The following is a 23642-nucleotide window of genomic DNA, read 5'->3' as shown; positions in this document are numbered from 1 at the left end:
AACCGCGTGCGACAGCGCTCAATCAGCTTGCAGGTGCTGCTCGCCTCGGTGTTCGGCGTGCTCGCGGTGGCCTTGACCTTCAGCGTCAGCCTGACCGCCGAGCGCATTGCGGCCGCCCAGCTTCGCGACCAGATCGGGCAGGAGCTGTCCAGCTACGCCGACAATCTCCGCGACCGGCTCGATGCCGTCATGCATGACAATCTGGTGCTCGTGCGCACCCTCGCGACGATGGGCCGGAGCGTCTCGGCGACGCCGGCGACGTGGCGCGAATGGATCGACACGGTCCGGGCGGACCACGTGGAATATGCCTGGCTCGGACTCACCGACGCGAACGGCGTGGTCATGGCGAGTTCCGGCGGCGTGCTCGAAGGCAAGAGCGTGTCGGAACGGCCGTGGTTTCGCGAGGCGCTCTCGAAGCCCTACGCGGGCGACGTCCACGAAGCTGTCCTCCTGGCACAGAAGCTGGCGCCGTTGCCGAACGGCGAGCCGCTGCGGTTCGTCGATGTCTCGAGCGCCGTCCACGACACGCAGGGCCGGCTCGTCGGGGTCCTCGGCGGGCATATGAGCTGGAGCTGGGCCCGCCAGATCGAACGCTCGATCTTCGACCGGTTGCGGGAGCGCCGAAACGGCATCGAGGGCCTGATCCTGCGCAAGGACGGCGAGGTGTTGCTGGGCCCCCCGGACATCATGGGCCGGCAGCTTCCGCCGGAGGTGGTGGACGCCATCGCGCGCGCCACCGCGGCGCGGACCGGCGCCGCCCCGGTGGTGTCCTTCGGGGACGACCAATCCTTCCTCATCGCGGCGAGCCGGTCCGTCGGATCGACGGATTACGCGGGCATGGACTGGACGATCGTGATCCGCCAGCCCACCCGCGCAGCGCTCGCACCGGTGTCACAGGTCAGCCAGGCCATCCTGCTCTGGGGCATCGGCCTCGCGGTTCCGTTCGGTATCCTGGGCTTGGTGATCGCCCGCAAGACGACGAGCCCGCTCCTCGCCCTGGTGGCGTTTGCCCAACGCCATCGTCACGGCGACCGGAGCACCGCCGTTCCGTCCGGGGGCTACCGCGAGACGAACGCGCTCAGCTCCTCCCTCGAACGGCTGATTTCCGACCTGACGGCGCGGGATCGGGCGCTGGAAGCGAGCAACCGGGCCCTGGAACATCGCGTGGAAGAGCGGACCGCCGCCCTGCGCGAGGCCTCCGTCCTCACGCAGAAGATCATGGAGAACAGTCCCGACGTCATCCTCGTGGCGGGCCCCGAGGGACGGATCGAGTTCGCGAGCCGCACGGCCCACTGGATCCACGACGCGCCCGGGCCCGCCGCCCTGATCGACCGGCCCCTGTTCTCGCTGTTTCCCCGCGGGAGCGTGAAGGATCTTCACGCCGCCTTGCGGCGGGCCTGCGAGGAGTCTGTCGTCGAGATCGAGATCTTCTGCCCGTCCGAGCTCGGCAAGGGGCAATGGCTCAGCGTGCTCGTGAGCTTCATGCATGACGGCCACAACCATATCGAGCGCGTCCTCTACATCGTCCGCGACCGGACGATCGAACACGAGCGGGCCGAGGTGGAGCGCGCCGCGACCGTCGAGGCGCAGCGGCTGACGGACACGGCGCGGGCCGCCAGCGAAGCCAAGAGCGCGTTTCTCGCCTCGATGAGCCACGAGATCCGCACGCCGCTCAACGCCGTGATCGGGTTCACCGGCATCATCCTCCAGCGCAACGATCTGCCGCCCGATCTCGCGCGCCAGGTCAGCATGATCCAGAGTTCCGGCAATGCGCTCCTGACGGTCGTCAACGACGTCCTGGATTTCTCCAAGATCGAGTCCGGCGCCATCGAGCTGGAGCCCCGTCCCTTCTCGATCCGGAGGCTCGCCGACAACGTTCGCATGATCGTCGCCCCCCTGGCGGAGGAGAAGGGGCTGGAACTCGCCGTTGCGATCGACCCGGGGCTCGCGTCCTGTCACGTGGGCGACGAGGATCGCCTGCGCCAGATCTTCCTCAATCTCATCAACAATGCGGTGAAGTTCACCCGGGACGGATCGGTCACCTTGACGCTGGCATGTCTCGACCGAACCGAAACCGGTGAGCGCATCGCGATCTCGGTGACCGATACCGGGATCGGCATCGCCCCGGAGAAGATCGACCGCCTCTTCAAGCGCTTCAGCCAGGTCGACGGGTCGATCCGCCGGGAGTTCGGGGGCACCGGGCTCGGGCTCGCGATTTCGCAGCGCCTCGCCAATCTCATGGGCAGCGAGATCGTCGTGTCGAGCGAGCCCTGGAAGGGCTCGACCTTCGCCTTCACGCTGTCACTCAACCTCGCCGATGCCGCGGCCCTGGTCGGCCCCGAACCGGTGACGCGGGCCTCGGTGCAGCCACGCCGCCTCCTCCTGGCCGAGGACCTGCCCGCCAATCAGGAGATCGTGCGCATCATCCTGGAATCGTCGGGCCACAGGGTCGACATCGTCGGAGACGGCGCTTCCGCGGTCAGGGCCGTGCAGACCGGCGACTACGATGCCGTTCTCATGGACGTTCAGATGCCGATCATGGACGGGCTGGCCGCCACGGCCGAGATCCGCGCCCTCCCCGCGCCCCGCGCCTCCATCCCGATCATCGCCCTCACCGCCAACGTGCTGTCGGACCAAGTCAAAGCCCTGCGTGCCGCGGGGATGGACGGACATGTCGGCAAGCCATTCCGCCAGGTCGATCTCCTCGAGGCGATCGAGCGGTGCTGCCAATCCGGCACCGTTTCCGAACCGGTCCGCGCCGAGGCCGGACCGGACGCCCCGGATGCCACGCTCGACACGGGGATCCTCGACGACCTGATCGGCCTTGCCGGTCCGGCTCAGGTCCTCGCGTGGCTCGACGAGCTCCAGGTGCGGATCGCCGCGATCTACCCGGCCGGGAGCGTCCTCGACGGCACGGATCGCCTGATGGCCGACAATCACACGCTGATCTCACAGGCCGGCATGCTCGGTCTCACCGCCCTGTCCAACGCCTGCCGGGCGGTCGAGACGCGATACCGGGCCGGCGACGATCTCGTGGTGCCGCTTCGGCGCTGCCAGGCCGAGGCCGCACGCGCGATCGCCGGATGCCGGGCCTTCTCGGATGGCCTTCGCGTCGAGCCGATCGCGGAGCCTCTCCGCATCGCCGTCTGATCCACCTCCGAGGCCGAGCGCCGGCATCGGACCGGCCGCGGGAGCGCGTCAAGCCGGCCCAGGCCGCAGCTCGCGCAGGGGGCTGACCGCGACCCGCTCTCCCGTTCCCGCACGCGCCGCGCGCAAGGCGGCCGTCGCCCGCGCCAGCGGCTCCTCGGGGGAGCCTTCGTCGGCGCGGACCTGGGCCGTCCCGATCCTCACGTCGACGGCCACGGCTCGGCCGTCCACCGAGATCGGACGGCTCTCGAACTCGCGGACGATGCGGTGGCCGGCGAGTTCCGCAGCATAGAGATCGGTCTCCGGCAGCATCACCGAGATCACGCCCCCTTCGAGGATCCCGACGAAATCGCTCGGCCTCAGAGTCTCGGAGAGGCGGACATGCAGGGTTTGCAGCGCCCGTGTGTCGAGCATCTCCGGCGGGAACGCCGGCGCGATGGTCATCACGGAGACCGGCCTGCGATAGCGCCGCGCGCGCCGGATCTCACCCAACGCCCGCGTGGTGAAGCTCTGCGCCGTGAGCGCTCCGGTGACCGGGTCCGTGACGCCGATGGCCGCGAACGCCGCATCATACTGGCCGAACCGGCGCCACATCGGCCATGCGAGGGCCAGACCCTGGACCGCGAGCGCCAGCAGGGCGAGGAGGCTGAGGCCGCTCCCGATGGCGCTGAGGGCGTCCACCCGCGCCGCGGCGGCGCGGAGATAGGTCTTGGTGAGGGCGTCGAGGCGGTTCGGGAAGGTCTCACCGGCGAATTCGGCGATGACCTGGGCGTCGCCGCGGGTCCGGTCCTTCGACGGTCCGCCATCGGCAGCCCGGATCCGCTCCAGGAACCCCTGCACGTCCGCTGCGAGAGAACGCTCGCCGTCCGCATAGAGCGCCCGGAACGCCGCGGCGGAGGATGCCGAGACCCGGAGGGACGGATCGGCCTGGCGCAGGGCTTCGTGCGTTCGGGCGAAGCGACTGACCACCTGCCCGCGCTGGAACTCCGAGGCCACGTCTCCCTCGGCGGCGGGGGCCGCGAGCGAGGCGATGCGTTGGGCCAGACCCTGCTGCTCGCGCACGAGATCGAGAAGCACGGCCGCGTCGCGCCCATCCGCCAACGCCTGCGCGTCGGCGAAATGCGCCGCCGCCACCGCGATGAGCGTGACCGCGACCGTGCCGACATACAGGGCGAGGATCGCGCGTTGCCGGAGGGGCTGTTTCGCGAAGAGCTTTGACATCACGTCGTCCCGCCTCGTTGCATGGAAGCCGACCTCCTGCGCGGCGGACAAGCGGCCCTCATCGTCGCGTTCGGCGGAGGGATCGCGCCCGGACGGGTTCGGCCCGTCGGGCACCATCCCGGCGGCGGAAGGCCCGCGACTCGGTGCCGGCCCGGCGAGCGAGCGTGGACGGATCCGTCCGCGCGCTAGGCGCGCCCGGAGAGGTGCTCCCGTTCGAAATCGGTCTTGGCGAGGGGCCGGCCAAAGAGATATCCCTGGAGGTTGGTACAGCCGAGGTCCCGGACGGCCGCGCGCTGCTCCTCCGTCTCGACGCCTTCCGCGGTGATGGTCATGCCGAGGCCGTGCCCCAGCGCGGTGATCGCCCGCATGATCGAGACCGTAGCCGGATCGGCGAGGTCCTGCACGAAGGACTGATCGATCTTGAGCTTGTCGAACGGGAATGTCCGGAGATACGAAAGACTCGAGTAGCCCGTCCCGAAATCGTCGAGGGAGATCCGGACCCCGAGCCGGCGCAGCAGGTGCAGCGCCTCGACCACCTGCGGCAGGCTTTTCATCAGCACGGTTTCGGTGATCTCAAGCTCGAGGCGTTCCGGCGCGAGGCCGGTTTCCGCCAGGGCATGCATCACCACCTCGACGAACCGGGCCTGCCGGAACTGGACCGCCGAGATATTGACCGCGATCCGCATGTCTACGGGCCAGTCGGCGGCATCGCGGCAGGCCCTTCGCAACACCCATTCGCCGAGCGGAACGATCAGGCCGGTCTCCTCGGCGAGGGCGATGAAGTGGGCGGGGGAGACGAGGCCTTTGCATTGATGTCGCCAGCGGACGAGGGCCTCGGCGCCGGTCGGGCGCCCGGTCCGGGCATCCACGAGCGGCTGATAGTAGACCTCGAACTCCCCCCGGGAGAGGGCCCCGCGCAGATCGATCTCGAGGTTGCGCCGGGCTTCCGCCGCCGCGTCCATGGCGGGTTCGTAGAACCGCCGCGTGTTGCGGCCGTCGGCCTTGGCGCGGCTCAGGGCGAGGGCCGCGCGCTTCATGAGGACCTGGCTGTCGCGCCCGTCCGTGGGCACCACCACCACCCCGATGCTGAGCTCGATCTCGACGGGCTTGCCCAGGACCAGCGTCGGGCCGGTCAGCGCTTCGATCAGCCGTTGTGCAAGGGCCGCCGAACTCGCGGGCTGGCTGGCGGCGCCGATCTGAAGGATCGCGAACTCGTCGCCGCCGATCCGTCCGACGATGTCCTCCTCGCGCAACGCCGCCCTCAGACGATCGGCCACCCCGACCAGTACGGCGTCGCCGGCGCGGTGGCCGAGGGTTTCATTGATGACCGAGAGCCGGTCGAGATCGAGGTAGAGCATCGCGAAGGGCACGCCGTCGCGCTCGAGGCGGTCGAGCCGCTCGGTCAGGCAGGCGTGGAACCGATCCCGGTTCATCAGGCCCGTCAGTCCGTCGTGCTGAGCCATGTGGTCAATCTGACGCTCGCGCGCTTCCAGCGGGCACAGGTCGCGAACGTCGCTGGAACCCCGCACCCGGTCGCAGACGTCTCCTTGCGGGATCATGGTCTCGGTCGCACGGGCCGGTCCGCCGACATGCGACGGCGTCGACCGAAGCGGCTCAGGCTGAACGACCTTGGCCACCGGACGAGTCCGGAGACCCGACGGGGTCTTGCCGAACGCGACCTTACCCGTCGCCCGAGCCGCCGCGATCACCTCATCGGCACCGCCGCCCGCCGCGACGGCCCGGTCCGTCGCGGCGCCGGATCGCAAGCCCGGCCATTCGGAAATCAAGGCCGCAAGGTCGGCAAGGCGCCGCGCCGCGTCTGCCGAGACCGTCCGATCCGCCGTATCGAACAGGCAGAGGCTGCCGACCGGTGCATCGGCGGGCAGGACGACGGGGGCGCAGGTCAGGAGCACGGTTCCGGCTCCCTCGGGCTGCAACCGGGAACGCAGCGTCCGCCAGCGCTCCGACGCCCCGCCCCGCCGGAGACGCCTGCAGATCTCGCGCTCGACCTTCGTCTCCGGATGAATCGCCCCGGCGCGGATTTCCAGGTGGGACAACGCGGGATCATGGAAGATCAGCCGGACGACGCACGGTCGGAACATCTCCGCGGCGATCCCGCAGATCCGCTCCAGCCGATCGATCGCCGGGTTTTCCTGGGATCCTTCAGGGCCCGGGACCGAAGAGTCGAGTGAGCGTTGAGGCATCCGATCCCAGCCCTTATCGTTGCGTCGCAACGAGGTGGCCAACCAGTGGTAGAAAATAGGGACCGGTGCGTTAAATTAAGATAAACTCTCCTCCGGCGTCGTGCCCGGATCTATTGCTCGTCAGAGTCAGCCGATCTTACGATTAAGATGTCGGAGATCGGCTTGCTCGCGATGATCGTAGTCCTTAACGAACCTTCGAAACGCGTTCGTCCGGGATGCGCGACCGTTCCGCAGGCGAGGGCCGGCGCGCCGCATCAGGTGCTGCGGAATCCGACGCGGCTCATGACGCCCCAGCCCTGTGCCCCGCGGAGGAACTGCCACATGCCGCGCAGCCGCCACAGATTGGAGATCTGGCGGTAGCCGAAGTTCTCGAGGACCGCGATCCCCGTGAGCAGCAGGAGGTCCATCACGCGCGGCACGCGCTGAAGCTCGATCTCTTCCAGGATGAGCGACGCGACGCTCACGAAGATCCCGAACACGAAGGTGAGCGCGAGGAAGGCGAGGAGGTAATCCATCGAGAGAAGGTCGAGCATCCACAGCATCGGCACGAGGACGTAGCCGAGCACCTCGATCGGGGGCCCGAGCACGTCGACGACGAGCACATGGCCGAAGCCGAGGAGGCCGATGCGGCCGTAGCGGGGGCGGAAGAGCATGTCGCGATGGCGGAAGAAGGTCTCCAGGGCCCCGCGCTGCCAGCGGCTGCGTTGGCGCCCGAGCACCCGCCAGGATTCCGGCGCCTCCGTCCAGCAGACGGGCTCGGGCACGAAGACGATCTGGTAGTCCTGCCGGCGATCACGCAGGTGGCGGTGCAGCTTGACGACGAGTTCCATGTCCTCGCCGACGGTCCCGTGGCTGTAGCCGCCGACCTCGATGGCGGTCTGCCGTTTGAACAGGCCGAAGGCGCCGGAGATGATCGTCAGGGTCCGCAGGCGGCTCCAGGCCAACCGCGCCATCAGGAAGGCGCGGAGGTACTCGATGGTCTGGAACAGGGCGAGGAGGTTGCGCGGCAGCCCGAAGGCCAGCATCCGGCCCCGCTCGATCCGGCAGCCGTTGGCGATGCGGATCGTCCCGCCGACCGCCACCGTCCGCACCGGATCGTCGATGAAGGGCTGCACCGCCCGCAGCAGCGCGTCGCTTTCCAGGATCGAATCCGCATCCACGGCGCAGAAGATCGGAAACCGGGACAGGTTGATCCCGGCATTCAGCGCATCGGACTTGCCGCCGTTGCCCTTGTCGACCACCAGCAGGCGCGGATGCTGCGGCGAGCCGTAGAGCCCGCGGATGGGCTCGTGCGGGACGACCTCCGCGTAGTGACGCAGGATCGGCTTCAGGCCGAAGCCGTCGATCATCGCCTGAAGGGTTCCGTCCTTGGATCCGTCGTTGACGGCGATCACCTCGAAACTCGGATAGTTCAGCGCCAGCATGGAGCGGAGCGAGTCGACGATCGACAATTGCTCGTTGAAGGCCGGAACCAGCAGCGAGATCGGCGGGCTGATATCGGCGTACCGTCGCCAGAGGAGGCTCGCGCGCTTCTCGGGCCGCTGCGTCGCCAGTTCCTGCAGGGCGAGGGCAAGCTGGGCGACGTACAGCGCGTTCTGCAGCAGGCCGGTGCCGATCACCACCAGGAGGACGATCTCGAGGGTCGATGCGACGATCGTGCCCATATCGGGCGCGGAGCCGGCCCAGTCCATCAGGCGCTCCTCTTGACCGCGTCGACCTCGGCGAGGACGTGCTCCGCCGTGTGGCCGAGGGCGGTATGCCCCGCGAGCGCCACGATCTCCTGCAGGGCGCTGAGCCCGAACTCGCCGAGCTTGGCCAAGGCTTCGCCGGCGCGGTGGCGCACCCACCAGTTCTCGTCCAGCAGGAGATCGCAGAGCCGCGGCCCGAGATCGAGCAGGGCCAGGCGCCCGACCGCTTCCGCCGCCTTGCAGCGGACCTCCCAGCGCTCGTCGGACAGGTAGCGCGCGATGGTGCCGTGGCCGTCGGGATGGCCGAGGCTGCCGAGATTGCGCGCCACCGCGACGCGCATGTCGGTGCAGGGCGAATCCTGCAGGGACAGGAGCAGTTCGACGATACCCTCGATCCCGGTCTGCGTGAGCGCGTCCAGCCCGGCCGTGCGGATGCGGAGGCTGCGGGTCGGGTCCACCACCAGATCGAGCAGGGCGTCGGGCCGGGTCTGCGCGAATTGGGCGAGCACGAGTTCGATGCGCCGGGAGCTGTTCACGCGGGCGAGCCGCGCGATCAGCGCCTCGTCGAACATCAGGTCGCTGCCCAGAGCCGACAAGGTCGTCGCGGCCGTGAAGCTGACGTCGTCGTTCGGATCGAGGACGGCCCGGCTCAGGGCCTCCGAGGTGGCGGCCGAGGGGAACCACGCGAGCCCTTCGGTGGCCGCGAGCCGATTGCGAACCGTGCCGGACGCCAGGTCGCGACGGAGGCGGTCGCCGATGCCGGCAGCCTCCGCCAGGGCCGCCAGACGCTGCTGCCCCTCGCCCCGCACGATCTCGAAGACCTCGATCAGGAGATTCGTCGCGAGCATCTGGTCCTGCACCAGGGCCCTGGTGATGGCCTGAGCGTGCCCGGGATCGGCGGACTCGATCCATTCGAGCATCGCGGCAAGGAGCGCGTCCCGCCGCTGCGTCTCGTCGCGCAGGCGGCCGACGCTCCGCATGCGCGCGATGATGAGAACCGTCATCGTCGCTATCGAGAGACCTGCGAGCCCGACGGAGATCTCCCAGATGCGGGTCAGGAACACGGGGCGGGTCCAGCGGCGGGAGCGACGCGGCGACCCTGGCACCGATACCTTGCGCCTTCGTAAGGAGCCCGCTCCCGTCGGATCGCCCCATCGGCGCGGAAGGCGACGCTGGGGGTCATCAGAAGCGCGTGGTCAGGCCGACATTCACGCTGGTGCGATCGTAGGATTTGACGCGGTCCTCGTGGGCGGCCGAGAGTTTCAGGCTGAGCGTGTCGCTCAGGGCATAGATGCCGCCGCCGTAGAGCGCGCGGGTGGGGATGACCCGGCCGTCGGAGGTGTCCGGCGCGTCCGCCCAGCCGACGAACAGGGTCAGACGGTCGGTGGGCGTGCCGTCGATGCGCACGGAATACCCGCCGAACTTGTCGAGGCGGTCGCGCACGAAGGCGAGTCCGTCGAGGGCCCGTTCGGTCACCCGGGAATCGGCGAGCGTGCCGATGACCTTGCCGGAGATCCACAGATGGCCGTCGAGGAAATACTGTTGGATCCCCGGGCTGGCCGTCTCGACCTCGGTGGCGCTGTACTTGGCGTAACCCGAATCCAGCGTCAGCAGGGTCGCACCGAATAGACCGCTGCCCTGGGACACCCGGAAGGTGCCGCCGGCCTCGGCGAAGACGATCGGCCGGTAGACGGCGTCCGGCGCCCCCCCGAGGCGCAGGTAGCTGGTCCACGTATCGGACCAGCGATGGTCGATGCGGGCGTCGATCAGCGTGTTGATCTTCTTGAAGCGGTTCGTCACCTCGACGCCGCCGGTGATCACCGTGCGGTCGCTGAGGGCGTATCCGAGACGGACGCTGCCCTCCTGCCAATCGCTGCCGTTCCGGGTCAGGCTGCTCAGGGAGCCGTCGAGGTCGAGCCGCCAGCGCGGGCGGATGGCCTGGGCGACGCGCGCCTGGATCTCGGCCGAAGCCGGATCCACCGCGGCGGCATCGCGATAGACCGAGCGCGCCGCGTCGTCCTGCAAGGTGCCCCGGAGGGAGTCGCCGAGCCCCAGGAGAATGTCGGTGTCCTCGGGCAGGCGGGTGCGGAGCTGCCGGAAGATCGCCTCGGCCTCGGAGGGCTCGCCGCGGGCGAGGATGACGCGGGCCGAGAGCGCCTGCGCCTCGGTATTCTCAGGCTGGCGGGCGAGCACGGAGGCCGTGCGCGCTTCGGCGTCCGCGAGCTTGGCCTCGTAGAGATCGACCCGGGCGAGACCCAGGACCGCGTCGTCGGAGCGCGGGTCGATGGCCGTCGCGGCCTCGAAATCCCGGCGGGCGTCGGCGAAGTGCGCCTTGCCCTGGAAGGCCGCCATCGAGCCCGCCGAGACGAGCAGGTCGGCATCGCGGGGATGCGCCCGCAGGAGGGTCCGGTAGATCGCCTCGGCCGCCGGAAACTTGCCCGCCTTGCGCAGCGCCTTGGCCCGCTCGGCGCTGCGCTGTTCCGCGGCCTGAGCCTGCGCCTTCGCCAGAGCGATCCGTCGCTGCTCGCGGTCCAGCCGCGCCTTCTCGGCCGCCGCCTCGAGGTCGGCGGCGGCGCGGACGATCTGAGCCCGCAGCGCCCGGGCCTCGCGGTTCCCGGGCTCGCGGGCGAGAAGGATTCCGATCTCGCGGGCGGCCTCGGCGGGCCGCTTCTCGTAGAAGGCGATGCGGGCGAGGCCGAGCCGGGCGTCGCCGTAGGTCGGGGTTTGCGCGAGGACCTTGGTGAAGGCCTCCCGGGCCTGGGCGAAGCGCTGACGGGGGATCAGCGCGAGGCCGAGCTCGACCTGCGCGTCGACGTCGCGGGGATCCAGGGCGACGACCTTGGCGAGTTGCGTGATCGCCTGATCGAACCGGCCGGCTTTGCGTGCGGCTTGACCGGCGACGAAGAGGCGCCGCGCCTCCGTGGTCGCGCCGTCGGGGCTCGGGGCAACCGCCGTGCTCGACCGCAACGCCGGCACCGCCGGTGCCTTCGGCTGACGTCCGGCCTCGACCTGGGCTTCGAGGGTCTTCACCTCGGGATCGCCGGGCGCGCGCTGCTTCAGCGCGGCGAGTTCGCGCGCGGCGCCGTCCAGGTCCTTGGTGGCGAGGAGCACCCGGATCAGCCCGACGCGGGCGTCGTCGTATTCGGGCGTCGCGGCGAGGATCTTCCGGAACGCGCCCCCCGCCTCATCGAAGCGGCCCTTGGCGAACAGGGAGAGGCCGAGTTGCAACCGGGTGTCGCCGTCCGCGGGCCTGAGCGCGACGGCGCGATCGAGGGCGGTGATCGCATCGTCCACGCGTCCGTTCTGGCGGGCGGCGGTGCCCTCGCGCAGGAGGCGCTCGGCGGTGACCTCATCCGGCGTCTGCGCGTGCGCCGGGACGCTGACCAGCCCCCCCGGGAGGCCGACGAGGGCGAGGACGAGGAGGGGTCGCATCGCCCGGAGGGGAGGAGGCAATGACTGGCGACCCACGCGACAAACTCGCTGATCCCCGGGCTCGCGCCACCCTGAGGCGGAGGCGACGCCTGGCGGCTTCGAGAAACGATCAACACCGCCTCACGGTGGTCCGATTTTGGTTAATCCGGGGTGAAGGGACCGAGACCGCAGGTGGGCCGGGACCGGGCCGGACGTCAGTCGATGAGCCCGTGCAGGGCGATCCCCGAGAAGCTCGGCCAAGCCGCACAAAGCCGCGAGACCTGCGCGACAGAGTCGTCGAGGCGACGCCGATCTCCGAGGAAGCTGACGCGCGAACCTGGAAACACGGTCTCCCGCTGCTGCGTGTAGAGCCGATCGGCCGGGTGCAGGGTGGTCGCCGCGGTCAGCAGGAGCGCCAGAGCGCCGCCGTCGGCCTGCGGCACGAGGAGGAGGTCGCCCGTCTCTGCGCGGCGATAGATCCGCGTGGTCTCGTCGGCCACGGGGCCCGCCTCCAACGCCACGTGGAGGGGGAGTCCGGCGCTCGTGGTCCAGGCCAGCATCGGCTCCGCCGCGGCCAGGATCTCCCCCGGCGTCGTGCGATAGGCCATCACGGTGATCCGCTCCGCCACACGGCGGATGGTCGGCAGGACGAGGCCGGCCGAGCCGTGGAGCGGCAACCAGAACGGCAGGACGAGGTCGAGGGCGAGCGGCGGCGCGGCGGCCGACAGGCCGTCGAGGGTCGCGGCCCAGTGGCGCAGAATGAGGTCGGGATCGGCCTGGAACCCGGGCAGGAGGTAGGGTTCGATATCGTATTGCACGCCGGCCAGCCGCCGGTCGTCGGCGCTCCGGCGCTGGTACGCGGCGAGGGCACCGAGGCGGCCAAGGGCGGTCCTGCGCCCTTCCTCCAGGGCCATGCCCGGGTCGCCCTCCACCACCGCGACGGCGATGCCCGACGCCCTTGCGAGCCCGACGAACTCCGAGAAGCGCGCCTCCTCGGCGATGGCGCCGTCCTGGATCTCGACGGTGACGAACAGGCGATCCGTCCCGAGGGCCAGGGCCTCGGCGACGAGCCGCTCCGGCGCTTCGCGCCAGCGGTTCGACCGCCACGCCCAGGCCGACCGGGGCCTCCGTTGGCGGGCCCGGTCCGACGCCGGCAGCGCGAGGCGCAGATCGTGGAGCGTCAGGCTGCCGGCATGGGGCGGACAGCTCAGCACGAACCGCGGCGCTTCCCGGGCCGACGCCCGTGTCGATGGGCGTTGGTCGAAGGTCCCCTCCGTGGCGAGCGGCACGCTATCCCCGTCGGCATCCGGTCCGGCATGGGCCGCCGAGAATCCGCGATCGCCCGAGACCTGCCAGCGCAGGGTGAACGCCGCCCCATCGGGAAGGCGCATCCGGCCGGGATCGAGGACGAGCCCGGCGGGCCTGTCGCCGCCCCTGCAGTGCAGCGTGATCTCCGAATCCGTACGGACGAGCGTGGCCCGTTCTTCGGTCCCGAAGAGCCGGCCGGAGAGGGCCGGGATCAGGGGCTGGTCGAGGGCGAGGGCGTTCGGGCGCGGCGGCGGTCCCGGCCGCTCCTCGAAGGCGGCCCCGATCGGCTGGAACCCTTCACCCTGCCCCGAACCGGAGAGGACGAGGCGGTCGGGGCCCGGCGGATCCGGGCGCGTGAGGGCGCCGACCCAGCGGACGTCGCGCGGTGGCACCGGCAGGGCGATGCTCCCGCACCCGTTCGCGCCGCCGGCCCCGGGCTGCGCGGGGGCGATGGTCAGCCGCCGGTCGGCGTCGCCGCAGAGCAATGCCCGATGGACCGTGCCGGACGCGTCGACGGTCTGCCCCCCGGCATCCCTGGCCATGGCGATGCCTCCCGGCTGCAGCAGCAACGGACCGATCACTCCGATAGCGAAGCCGGCCGCGAGGCTCCCTCGACGATCCATAATTGCCATCCACCCCGAAGCCCAACCCGATCCCGCGGGTTCGCCGAAGATGGACGCGCGGACCTTGGCGCCGGCTTAAGGGCCCGGCGTCGACCCGCCCTGTGCGGCGCCCGATGGGCGGGAATGCCACAGGGGATGCCGGACGCACCGCACCGTTCGGTGGCCAAGCTTAACCCTGCATTGATCGGATGCGCCTACCCTCGCCGCGACGGACATGATGGCAGGCCATGGGCGACCGAGCTTCGGATCAGCAGGGCAACCTCGGGCGCAAGCTCGGGATGGGCCTCCTCGTCCTCGTCTTCCTCGTCCCCATCGTGCTGGGCGTGCTGCACTATCGATCGCGGATCTTCATCTTTTCCGGGCTTTCGGGTCCGTCCGCGACCACGACGGTGAAACCGCCGAGCCCCGCCGATTGGCGGACCTACCAGGGTGGCGACAGCGCCCGCCTCGCCATTCTTCTGACCGACGAGGCCTCGGCCTGGCTCGGCCTGGTCCATGGCCTGAAGAGTCTCGGCGTCCCTTTCACGATGACGCGCGACGTCTCGGAAGCCGTGCGTCACAAGGTTGTGCTGGTCTACCCCTTCGTCTCAGGTCTGGTGCTGAAGCCCGAGGACCTGCGGGCCCTGGCCGCTTATCCGAAGAGCGGGGGAACGCTCGTGGCGTCCAACGTCCTGGGCGGGGGCCTCAAGGACGTCTTCGGCTTCGGCGACGTGCTCCCGTCGCGCAAGCGGTTTGCCATGACCTTCCCGGCGGCCACCCAGACCTGGCTCGGGTTCGACGAACCTGAGGAGAAGATCGTCCGCTTCGGCGACGCGGGGCGGAGCGCCGAGGCCCAAATGGGCACGCACGGCTACAGCCAGGCCTCCGAGGCGGTCGCCGCGTTCGACGATGGCTCGGCGGCGATCACCCGGCGCCGCTTTCCCGGAGGCGGAACCGCCTACGCCCTCGGCTTCGATCCGGGCTTCCTGCTGCTCATCGGCCAGAATGCCCGCGGCAGCGACATCGAGCGGGACTACGTCAACGCCTACACCCCGCAGAACGACCTCGTGCTCCGGTTCCTCCGGCAGGTCTGGCGGGAGGGCGAGCCCCTGGCCGTGAGCCTCGGACGGGTGCCGGATGGCAAGTCCCTGGCCGTGATGATGACGTTCGACGTCGACTTCACCCGGTCCCTGCCCAACGCCGTGGCCTACGCGGAACTGCTGCGGGATTTCGGCGCGCGCGGCACCTTTTTCATCCAGACCAAATACGTGCGCGACTACAACGACGAGATCATCCTGAGCGACGAGTCGGCCGCTCATCTCAGGCGGTTGCGCGCGCTCGGCATGGAGCTCGGCAGCCATACCGTCGCGCACTCGAATGTCTTCAAGGACTTTACGATCGGCAGCGGTGCGGAGCGATATCCCACCTACCAACCGATCGTCGTCAGCCGCGACGAGGCGCGCGACGGCAGCGTCCTCGGCGAGCTGCGGGTCAGCAAGTTTCTGATCGAGGCCCTCGCGCCGCCGGTGGTGGTGACGAGCTTCCGCCCCGGGCACCTCTCGAACCCGCCGGCCCTGCCGCAGGCGCTCGAAGCCACCGGCTTCCGCTACAGCTCGTCGGTGACGGCGGGCAACGCGCTCTCGCACCTGCCCGCGCGCCTGACCTACGGCCGCGGCGCCGAGGCCGAGACCGAGATCTTCGAGTTCCCGCTCACGGTGGAGGACGAACGCGCGCCCCTGATGGGCCTGCGCCTCCAGCAATCCCTGGACGTGGCGCGCAAGATCGCCCGCGACGGCGGGATCTATCCGATCCTCGTCCACCCCAACATCCTCGGGCACAAGCTCGAATTCGTCCGGGGCTTCACGAAGGCGCTCCAGGGCTCGGCTTGGTTCGGGAGCGTGGAAGAGTTCGGCTCCTGGTGGGCTGCCAGGGACGGCGTCGACCTCGATGCGTCCCGCGACGGGGACAAGGTGACGGTTCGCATCGCGTCGAAACGCGCCCTGCGCGACCTCACGATCGAGATCCCGTCGCAGTGGACCCTCGATGATCCCCAGGTCGCCAGCCTCGGGCTCAAGCAGCGCCCGGGCGCGATCACGATCGCGAATGTGTCGGGGGCTGCGACGCTCAGCTTCCGGATCCCGCAACGGAACGAGACCGCACAGGTGATCCCCGACAAGGTGAAGACTGGGGGCTTACGGCTGCATTAGCGGGCGGGGGAGGAGACGCACCGCGACGCTGCCGGGACCGGCGCAGGCGGCGCGGACCGGCTCGATCCCGGCGACAGCCCGCGGCGGCAGAGGCAGGCCGTCCGGCCTGCGTCCAAGGCGTCGGTCGCCCGGACGCTCGCGGAGGCGAGCCAGGCGGCTGCCCAGGCGGATTGCGTGATGCCGACCTTCGCGGCGGCGCGCGTCATGCGGCTCTCCGTCAGGAGCGCGTCCAAGGCCACGACCCGGTCCAGGTCGACGCCGGCGAGGGCCGGGAGATCACGCGGCCGTCCTGGCGAGTACGCTCCGGAGCTGATCATCCAGGTCGGCCGCGACGGCGTCGACCTCGGGATTTCCGAACTGCCCGAAGGTGGAGGCCGGGCGGTCGTACTCGAACGCGACGCCACCCTCGGCATCTTCGCGCAGGACCACCCGGATCGGCGCGTACAGAGCGGCCGAGAGGACGTGCCGGGTCATCCGCGCAGCCGTGAGCGGGTTGCCGATGTCGTACTGGATGGCCTTGCGGCTCAGCCCGGCTGTTCGGAGCAGGCCGCCATGGTCCCGGGCACCGAAGATCGAGAGCGGCGCCTGCCGTTCGAGGAGGTCGCGGGCCGCGTCCACCTGTCCGTCCAGCAGGAGCCCGGCATAGGCGTGGTCGAGGGGCGGCACCGCAGCTTCCAGGCCAGACCGTACCGCCTCGAAGGACTTGGTCGAGCGGAGCGTCACGTGCTCGACCGTGATTTGGGTCGAGGAAACCTGATCGGTCATGGGGTCGATTCCTTGGTTCTTCGGGTCGATGAGCCGCGGCGCCGATCATGACGCCTGGTCGTTGCCGTGCCCCGGCCGGTCGCCGCGTGCTCAGGGTGGGTTAAGACCGCGGGTCGTCAGCGGATCGCCGAGGCCTTCGTCGCCGTCGCCGCGAGGATGATGTCGGCCCAGGCCTGAGGGCGCTCCAGGGCGCTGAAGTGTCCCGTCCGTTCGAGGGTGATGACCTCCGGCGCGGGGACGGCAGTCTCGACGCCGGCGCGGTCCCGCGGGTTTGCCCAATCCTTGTCGCCCCAGACGAGCGTGACCGGCGCGGTGATCGACCTATAGCGGGTCCGGGCAGCGACGAAGCTCGGGAGCGCCTTGAGCAGGCTCCTCGCCGCCTTGCTGTAGCCGGCCCGGCCGCCGACCCGGGCGTACTCGTCGAGCAGGTCGGAGGGCAGGCTGCGCGGATCGTGGAAGCCCCCGCTCATGATGCCGCCGGTGATGGCCCGGTTCTCCAGCGCCGCGAAGACCGGGCCGACGACCGGCGCCCGCACGCTCTTGATGATGACGGAGGCCAGGAGGTTCGACCGCTCCAACCCCGGGAGGTAATCGTAGGTGTTGAAGGCGAAGACCCGCTCGACCCTGTCACCGAGCTCCGCGGCCAGCGAGAGCGACAGCGTCGCCCCGATGGACTCGCCCGCGAGGATCGGGCGCTCGATGCCGAGGATGGCGATGAACTCCCTCAGGGCCGCCCGGAGGGTGGGCTCGTCCTTCGGGAGGTCCGGCTTCAGGTCCGACCAACCGAAGCCCGGCAGGTCGAGGGCGTAGACCGTGAAGTGCGGTGCCAGCAGCGGGATCACGCGCTGGAACAGGTCGAGCTGCGTGCGCACGGTGTGGGTCAGCACGAGGTCCGGTCCACGGCCCCCCCGGACGTACCGGATGCGGGTCCCGTCCCGCAGGGTCACGGTGGCGATCTCGCCGGAGGGGAGCCAACGGCGCGTGTAGGCCCCGGCTTCCTCGCCGACGGTGGGGATGGTGAATTGCGCGGTCATGGCGGTCGGGTTCCTGGGCGACGGGCCTGCGCGGGGGGTGCCCACGCCCGTAGCGATGCAACCTAGACGCCCGCCCTCATATCCCATATGTCGAAGATCCACCTTTTCCGGACATTCGACGCGGGGCTCCGCCGTGCCTTCCATTGGGGTCGTCCTGTTCCCCGGGTTCCAGGTCATGAACCTCGCGCCCCTGACGGCATTCGAGTTCGCCAACCTGGAGGTCGGCCACGCCTTCTACGACGTGTCGTTCCTGTCCGAAGGGGGCGGGCCGATTAGGACCTCCATCGGGGTCGTCATGGAGACCGAGCCCTTCGCAGACCGACGCTTCGACACGGTCATCGTCGTGGGGTCGATCACGGTCGCCCCGTCGGCTCCCGGCCTGATCGAGCGGTTGCGCGAGGCGGCCGCCACCGCGCGCCGGGTCGCCGCGACCTGCACCGGGGCATTTCTCCTGGCCGAGGCGGGCCTGCTCGACGGCCGGCGGGCGGCGACCCACTGGGCCCACGCCCGCGACCTGCAGCGGCTCCACCCGTCCATCAAGGTCGATGACGACCGCATCTTCGTCGCGGACGGCAACGTGTGGACGTCGGCCGGCATGACCGCGGGGATCGACCTCACGCTGGCGTTGGTCGAGGACGACCTCGGGCCTGAGATGGCGAAGGGCATTGCCCGCAAGCTCGTTGTCTATCACCGCAGGACGGGTGGCCAATCGCAGTTCTCCGCCCTGCTGGAGCTTCAGCCGCGATCCGACCGGGTCCAGAAGGTGCTGGCCCATGCCAGGAGCAACCTGCGGAGCGAACTGTCGGTCGAGGAACTGGCCGAGGCTGCCCACCTGAGCCCGCGCCAGTTCAGCCGCGTGTTCCGGGAGGAGACCGGCCAGTCACCCGCGAAGGCGGTGGAGAACCTCCGCCTGGACGCCGCCCGGACGATGCTGGAGGACGGTCGGCATTCGCTGGACACGGTCGCCCAGGAGACGGGCTTCGCCGACCGGGAGCGGATGCGGAGAGCCTTCCTGCGGGCCTTCGGTCAGCCGCCCCAGGTAATCAAGCGGAACGCGCGTCACCTCGAGGGTCCCCGGACCGCTTGAGCCGCCATCGGGACCGGCCGCACCGGCACCGGAAGTACACCCGCGCCACGGATTTCGAACCCGGATAACCGGACCTGTCGCCGATCTCCCGCCCACGGCCTCAAGCGGCTTCCGATCGGATGGCCTCGGGAAATCGGCGTGACAGACTGATCGCCCGGCATTTACGTCATCAGTATAGCCTATCAGTCTCATCTGTTTGATCAATACGGATGCGGTTCGCATTGTCCGTCGTCATGGCGTCTCCTCCGATATGCGGTTGGGGCAGCCGAGTCGGTCTCGGCTGGGAAGCGGGCCGACGTTTGCCAGAACGCGCGGCGCTGGGATTCGGGGCGCATCCGGTGCATCCCGCGCCCGGTTTTGGGATTGCGCCGGGCACGCAAAGGAACCCGCCGCCCCTGGTCCTCCGCGCGGGCCCCAGCATGTTGCTCGTTTGCAACATCGCGGACAAGATATTTCCAGATTGTAAATATCCCAGTTCGAGGTCATCCGAGGAGAACGGCGCGCAGCAAAGACATACGCCAAGTTCTGGAATCGTTTTAAGAACGATTATCGAAATGGCCGTCGAACAATCCGGGATCAATCCTTGATAGAACGCGTGTCTCTCCAGTAGCTCGGTATCCGAATTCGATGGAATTCCGGTACAGATCGGCTTCCGTGCGAGGCCGCGGAGTAAATGATGCGCAGGACCTTCAAGCCCCAGCTCTTCGGGCTTCTGCTGACCGGCACGGTCTCGACCACGACCGCACAGGCACAGGTCGCCGCCGCCACGGCCGACATCGCCGAGGCCGTGACGCTGGACCAGCTCACCGTCGAGAGCGCGGGTCAGCGCCCGGAGCCGCAGGGGGGCGTCACGGTCGGGTATCTGACCAAGCAGACGCGCAGCGCGACCAAGACGAACACGCCGGTGCTCGACATCCCGCAATCCATCACCGTCGTCCCGCGGGAGCAGTTTCTGGATCAGAACTACCAGAATCTGACGGAGCAGCTGCGCTTCGTGCCGGGCCTGATCCCCGCACAGGGCGAGAGCAACCGCGATCAGGTGCTCATCCGCGGCCAGAACACCAGCGCGGATTTCTACGTCAACGGCATCCGCGATGACGTCCAGTACTTCCGCGATCTGTACAACATCCAACGCATCGAGGTTCTGAAGGGACCGGATTCGCTCATCTTCGGCCGCGGCGGCGGCGGCGGCGTCATCAACCGCGTCCTCAAGGAGGCAGACGGCTACCGGGTGCGGGAGATCGTGGCCGGCGGCGGCCAGTTCGGCGACAAGCGCGTGGCCGTCGACGTCGGCGACCGGATCAGCGACAGCGTGTTCTTCCGCCTCAACGGCGTCTTCGAGGATTCCGGCACCTACCGGCAATTCGGCGACCTGACCCGCTACGGGGTCAACCCGACCGCCACCATCCTGATCGGCCCGCAGACGACCCTGAAGCTGTCATACGAGTATTTTCACGACGACCGCTTTCCCGACCGGGGCATACCCTCACAATTCGGTCGCCCGTACCGGTATCGTGACAACATCCGGACCTTCTTCGGCAATCCGAACGTGAATTTCACCAAGGTCGATGCCAACATCGCCACCGCGCAGCTCGACCACCAGTTCGACTCGGGCGTCGCGATGCACAGCCAGCTGCGGTTCGCGGATTACGACCGCTACTACGTCAACACCCTTCCGGGCAGCGCCGTGAACGCGGCCGGGACCGCCGTGACGATCACCGGATACCGCAACGACACGCCGCGGACGAACTATTTCAGCCAGAACGACTTCACCTACACGTTCCTGACAGGCGCCATCAAGCACACGCTCCTCGGCGGCTTCGAGCTCGGCTATCAGGAGGGGCTGGCCTACCGGCAGTCCCTGTTCTTCGGCAACAGCCTCGCGAGCAGCGTCGTGGTCAACCCGCTCAACCCGCTGACCTTCGCGCCGACGTTCCTGCGCAACAACGGCACGACGGACTCGAACGCGCGCTACAGCCTCGGCCTCGCGGCGGTCTACGCCCAGGACCAGGTCGACATCACCGACTGGCTGCAGCTCGTCGGCGGCCTGCGCTACGATCACTTCGATTTCGCCTCCACGGATCGGCGCACGCTGCTGACCAACACCCGCGTGGACGATCCGATCTCGCCGCGGGCCGGCCTTGTGGTGAAGCCGCTGCCGAACCTCGCCCTCTACGCGAGCTACAGCGTGTCCTACCTGCCCTCCTCGGGCGACCAGATCGGCAACTTCACGCCGGGCTTGGTCATCGCCAAGCCGGAGCAGTTCGAGAACACCGAGGTCGGCATCAAGTACGACGTCAACCCGCGCTTCCAGGTCACGGCCGCGGCCTACAACCTGGACCGGTACAACCAGCGTCTGGCCGATCCCAACAACCCCGGCTTCTTCATCCTGTCGGGGAAGACCAACACGCAGGGCTTCGAGATCGGGGCCAACGGGTACGTCACCGATTGGTGGCAGATCGCGGGCGGCTACGCCTTCACCGACGCGCGCATCGCCAGCGCCACCTCGGCCACGATCGTGGCCGGCAACACGGTCGGGCTGGTGCCGTTCAACGCCTTCACGCTCTGGAACAAGTTCGATGTCACGCGCGAATTCGCCGTCGGTATCGGCATCCTGAACTACGCCCACACCTTCGCCGCCTCGGACGATACGGTCCGTCTGCCGGGATACACCCGGATCGACCTGGGTTTCTTCTATCAGATAAGCGAATCTGTCCGCGCGCAGGTCAATATCGAAAACCTGTTCGACCGGCGCTACATCGCCACGGCCGACAACAACAACAACATCACCACGGGCGCACCGCGCACGATCCGGGCGCAGATCATCGCCCGGTTCTGACGGCGGACGCTCCGACGGGGTCGGACGGCTCGAGATCGGACGCCGACAGCCGGATTCGGTCGTTCCAGGGCGCCCGGACGGCCGGCACGCAGACGTCCTCGACGGCTCGGGGGCGCGAGCCGTCACCGGGGGTGCCGCGCTGCGGCCGCCGCCCGGACCGGACAGTCGGAGAGCCACGCCTCGGCACCCAAGGGGGTTGGGCGTATCCGGCCTTGAGATCTGCGGGCAGGCTCGGTCGTCGCGCGATGCCGGATCCCAAGGGCCATATCCCGACGCCATCGGGAGCCACGCGTCGCGCCCTCGGCGGTGGCGGCGCGAGCACCCGCGAGCCGGCGAAAATTTGATCCCCTCCCTCTAGACGACCGGTCTAATCGGGCCTAGATGGGTGTCATGGCACAGACGAGCGGCACCCTCGACGTCCGGCGGGGCATCCTCGACACCGCCCACCGGATCGTGGGCGTGAAGGGATTCTCGGGTGTCGGCCTGAACGAGATCCTGGTCGCGGCCGGCGTGCCGAAGGGGTCGTTCTACCACTATTTCGGCTCGAAGGAGGCCTTCGGCGAGGCGTTGCTGGCGGACTACTTCGAGGACTACCTGGCCGCCATCGACACCACCTTCGCCGAGCCGGGCCTGAGCCATGCCGAGCGCCTGATGAACTATTGGCGCCAGTGGCAGGCGACGCAGGGCAGCATCGACTACCAGCGCAAGTGCCTTGCGGTGAAGCTGGCCGCCGAAGTCTCGGACCTGTCCGAGCCGATGCGTCTGGCGCTCAAACGCGGCACCGCGGGGATCCTCGACCGTGTCACCGGCGCCATCGCGGCGGGCGTGGCCGAGGGCACGCTGAGGATCGCGGGGGCGCCGCGCGAGGCTGCCGAGGCCCTCTACCACGTGTGGCTCGGTGCGAGCCTCATGGCGAAGATCGAACGCAGCGACGCGCCGTTCGCCGCCGCGATGACCACGACCCGGCGCGTCCTCAACCCGCAACCCGCCTGACCGCGCGGGCCGAAGCGACGTCCATAACGGCGTGCCGCGATCCGAGACGACCAGTCTACTTGTACCACCAATCGGGAGAAAGCCGATGATCCTTCGACCCGTCCACACCGTTGTACCCTATGGCCTGCTCGCCGGGCTCGGAGCCGCGCTGTTCGGCGGCTCCGGGGCCTCCGCCGAGGAGCGCATCACCCTGGAGGTGATCGGTGCGGTCCGCATGGCCGGACCGGAGGTGATCCGCCGTGCCGACGCCGCCGCCGGGCGGACCGAGGCCCGGCCGGCCCGCGCGGCGACCGCGGATCCCGTCGCCGGCGAGGTGTCGTCGCACCGCGACTGACGCGGCGGCGACCGACCCTGCGGACCGGTCGGAACGATGTCCCGTTCGACCGGCCGCCCTACTCCCCCGATCTCGGAGAACGACGATGAAGATCCTGATGGTGCTGACCTCTCACGACAAGCTCGGTGACACCGGCCGGAAGACCGGCTTCTGGCTGGAGGAGCTCGCCGCGCCCTATTACGTGTTCAAGGACGCGGGCGCCGAGATCGTCCTGGCCTCGCCCAAGGGCGGCCGGCCGCCGCTCGATCCCAAGAGCAGCGAGCCGGATTTCCAGACGGACTTCACCCGCCGCTTCGAGGCCGATGCCGAAGCCAACGCGCTCCTGGCGGACACGGTCCGGCTCGCCGGCGTGAGCCATGACGGCTTCGACGCGGTGTTCTATCCCGGCGGCCACGGGCCGCTGTGGGACCTGGCCGAGGACCCCGCCTCGGTGCGGCTGATCGAGGCCACGCTCCAGGCCGGCAAGCCCGTGACCCTCGTCTGTCATGCCCCCGGCGTGCTGCGCCACGCGAAGACACCCAAGGGCAGGCCGCTGGTCGAGGGCAAGGATGTCACCGGCTTCTCCAACAGTGAGGAGGAGGCGGTGGGCCTCACCGCGGTGGTCCCGTTCCTGGTCGAGGACGAGCTCAGGCGGAACGGGGGCCGGTTCTCGAAGGCAGGTGACTGGCAGCCGTACGTGGTCGCGGACGGCCTGCTCATCACCGGCCAGAATCCGGCCTCGTCGGAACCCGCGGCCGAGCGCCTGCTCCAGCGCCTCGCCAACGCCTGACGCCGGCGGGTTACGCACCGGGAAGACGCCCCC

15 protein-coding genes are annotated in these 23642 nt (G+C 69.5%); 7 read left to right on the top strand and 8 right to left on the bottom strand.

Annotation, left to right across the window (positions count from 1 at the left end; all coding sequences use genetic code 11):
- Positions 1-6: 6 nt before the first annotated feature.
- Complete coding sequence (locus MKL01_RS35920) at positions 7-3150, top strand: ATP-binding protein (RefSeq protein WP_243903933.1); 3144 nt, start codon at positions 7-9, stop codon at positions 3148-3150.
- 48 nt (positions 3151-3198) lie between these two features.
- On the opposite strand, the gene MKL01_RS03975 is transcribed toward MKL01_RS35920, so the two are convergent.
- From MKL01_RS03975 to MKL01_RS03950, 6 genes are all read right to left on the bottom strand, one after another.
- Positions 3199-4368 (bottom strand): GGDEF domain-containing protein, encoded by a 1170-nt coding sequence (locus MKL01_RS03975; protein ID WP_243903932.1) that lies wholly within the window; start codon positions 4366-4368, stop codon positions 3199-3201.
- A gap of 185 nt (positions 4369-4553) precedes the next feature.
- Positions 4554-6425: a putative bifunctional diguanylate cyclase/phosphodiesterase gene (locus tag MKL01_RS03970; protein WP_243903931.1), complete on the bottom strand. Its 1872-nt coding sequence runs from the start codon at positions 6423-6425 to the stop codon at positions 4554-4556.
- 401 nt (positions 6426-6826) lie between these two features.
- Positions 6827-8263 carry a glycosyltransferase family 2 protein gene (locus tag MKL01_RS03965; RefSeq protein ID WP_243903930.1) on the bottom strand — a complete coding sequence of 479 codons (1437 nt, stop codon included), beginning with the start codon at positions 8261-8263 and terminating at the stop codon, positions 6827-6829.
- Positions 8263-9264: a HEAT repeat domain-containing protein gene (locus tag MKL01_RS03960; protein WP_243903929.1), complete on the bottom strand. Its 1002-nt coding sequence runs from the start codon at positions 9262-9264 to the stop codon at positions 8263-8265. The genes MKL01_RS03965 and MKL01_RS03960 overlap by 1 nt, the downstream gene beginning before the upstream one ends.
- Positions 9265-9442: 178 nt before the next feature.
- Positions 9443-11713 (bottom strand): tetratricopeptide repeat protein, encoded by a 2271-nt coding sequence (locus MKL01_RS03955; protein WP_243903928.1) that lies wholly within the window; start codon positions 11711-11713, stop codon positions 9443-9445.
- A 173-nt stretch (positions 11714-11886) separates the two neighbouring features.
- Positions 11887-13521 (bottom strand): hypothetical protein, encoded by a 1635-nt coding sequence (locus MKL01_RS03950; protein ID WP_243903927.1) that lies wholly within the window; start codon positions 13519-13521, stop codon positions 11887-11889.
- A gap of 308 nt (positions 13522-13829) precedes the next feature.
- Between MKL01_RS03950 and MKL01_RS03945 the strand changes: the two genes are divergently transcribed.
- Positions 13830-15788: a polysaccharide deacetylase family protein gene (locus tag MKL01_RS03945; protein ID WP_243903926.1), complete on the top strand. Its 1959-nt coding sequence runs from the start codon at positions 13830-13832 to the stop codon at positions 15786-15788.
- Positions 15789-16064: 276 nt separating this feature from the next.
- Here MKL01_RS03945 and MKL01_RS03940 read toward each other — a convergent pair whose 3' ends face one another.
- Positions 16065-16553 carry a DUF302 domain-containing protein gene (locus MKL01_RS03940; protein ID WP_243903925.1) on the bottom strand — a complete coding sequence of 163 codons (489 nt, stop codon included), beginning with the start codon at positions 16551-16553 and terminating at the stop codon, positions 16065-16067.
- 116 nt (positions 16554-16669) lie between these two features.
- On the bottom strand, positions 16670-17587 hold the full coding sequence (locus MKL01_RS03935) for an alpha/beta fold hydrolase (RefSeq protein ID WP_243903924.1): 918 nt from the start codon (positions 17585-17587) through the stop codon (positions 16670-16672).
- A gap of 133 nt (positions 17588-17720) precedes the next feature.
- On the opposite strand from MKL01_RS03935, the gene MKL01_RS03930 reads away from it, so the two are divergent.
- From MKL01_RS03930 to MKL01_RS03910, 5 genes are all read left to right on the top strand, one after another.
- The gene (locus tag MKL01_RS03930) at positions 17721-18674 is read left to right on the top strand and encodes a GlxA family transcriptional regulator (RefSeq protein ID WP_243903923.1); all 954 of its coding nucleotides are present in this window, start codon (positions 17721-17723) and stop codon (positions 18672-18674) included.
- A 676-nt stretch (positions 18675-19350) separates the two neighbouring features.
- The gene (locus MKL01_RS03925) at positions 19351-21513 is read left to right on the top strand and encodes a TonB-dependent receptor (RefSeq protein ID WP_243903944.1); all 2163 of its coding nucleotides are present in this window, start codon (positions 19351-19353) and stop codon (positions 21511-21513) included.
- Positions 21514-21903: 390 nt separating this feature from the next.
- Positions 21904-22506 (top strand): TetR/AcrR family transcriptional regulator, encoded by a 603-nt coding sequence (locus MKL01_RS03920; RefSeq protein WP_243903922.1) that lies wholly within the window; start codon positions 21904-21906, stop codon positions 22504-22506.
- A gap of 85 nt (positions 22507-22591) precedes the next feature.
- The gene (locus MKL01_RS03915; protein ID WP_243903921.1) at positions 22592-22840 is read left to right on the top strand and encodes a hypothetical protein; all 249 of its coding nucleotides are present in this window, start codon (positions 22592-22594) and stop codon (positions 22838-22840) included.
- Between the two features lie 85 nt (positions 22841-22925).
- Positions 22926-23609, top strand: coding sequence for a type 1 glutamine amidotransferase domain-containing protein (locus MKL01_RS03910; RefSeq protein ID WP_243903920.1), 684 nt, complete (start codon positions 22926-22928; stop codon positions 23607-23609).
- Positions 23610-23642: the final 33 nt, after the last annotated feature.

Source organism: Methylobacterium sp. J-070 (genome assembly GCF_022829385.1).
Classification (GTDB): Bacteria; Pseudomonadota; Alphaproteobacteria; order Rhizobiales; family Beijerinckiaceae; genus Methylobacterium.
This window is presented reverse-complemented; position numbering and strand designations above follow the sequence as displayed.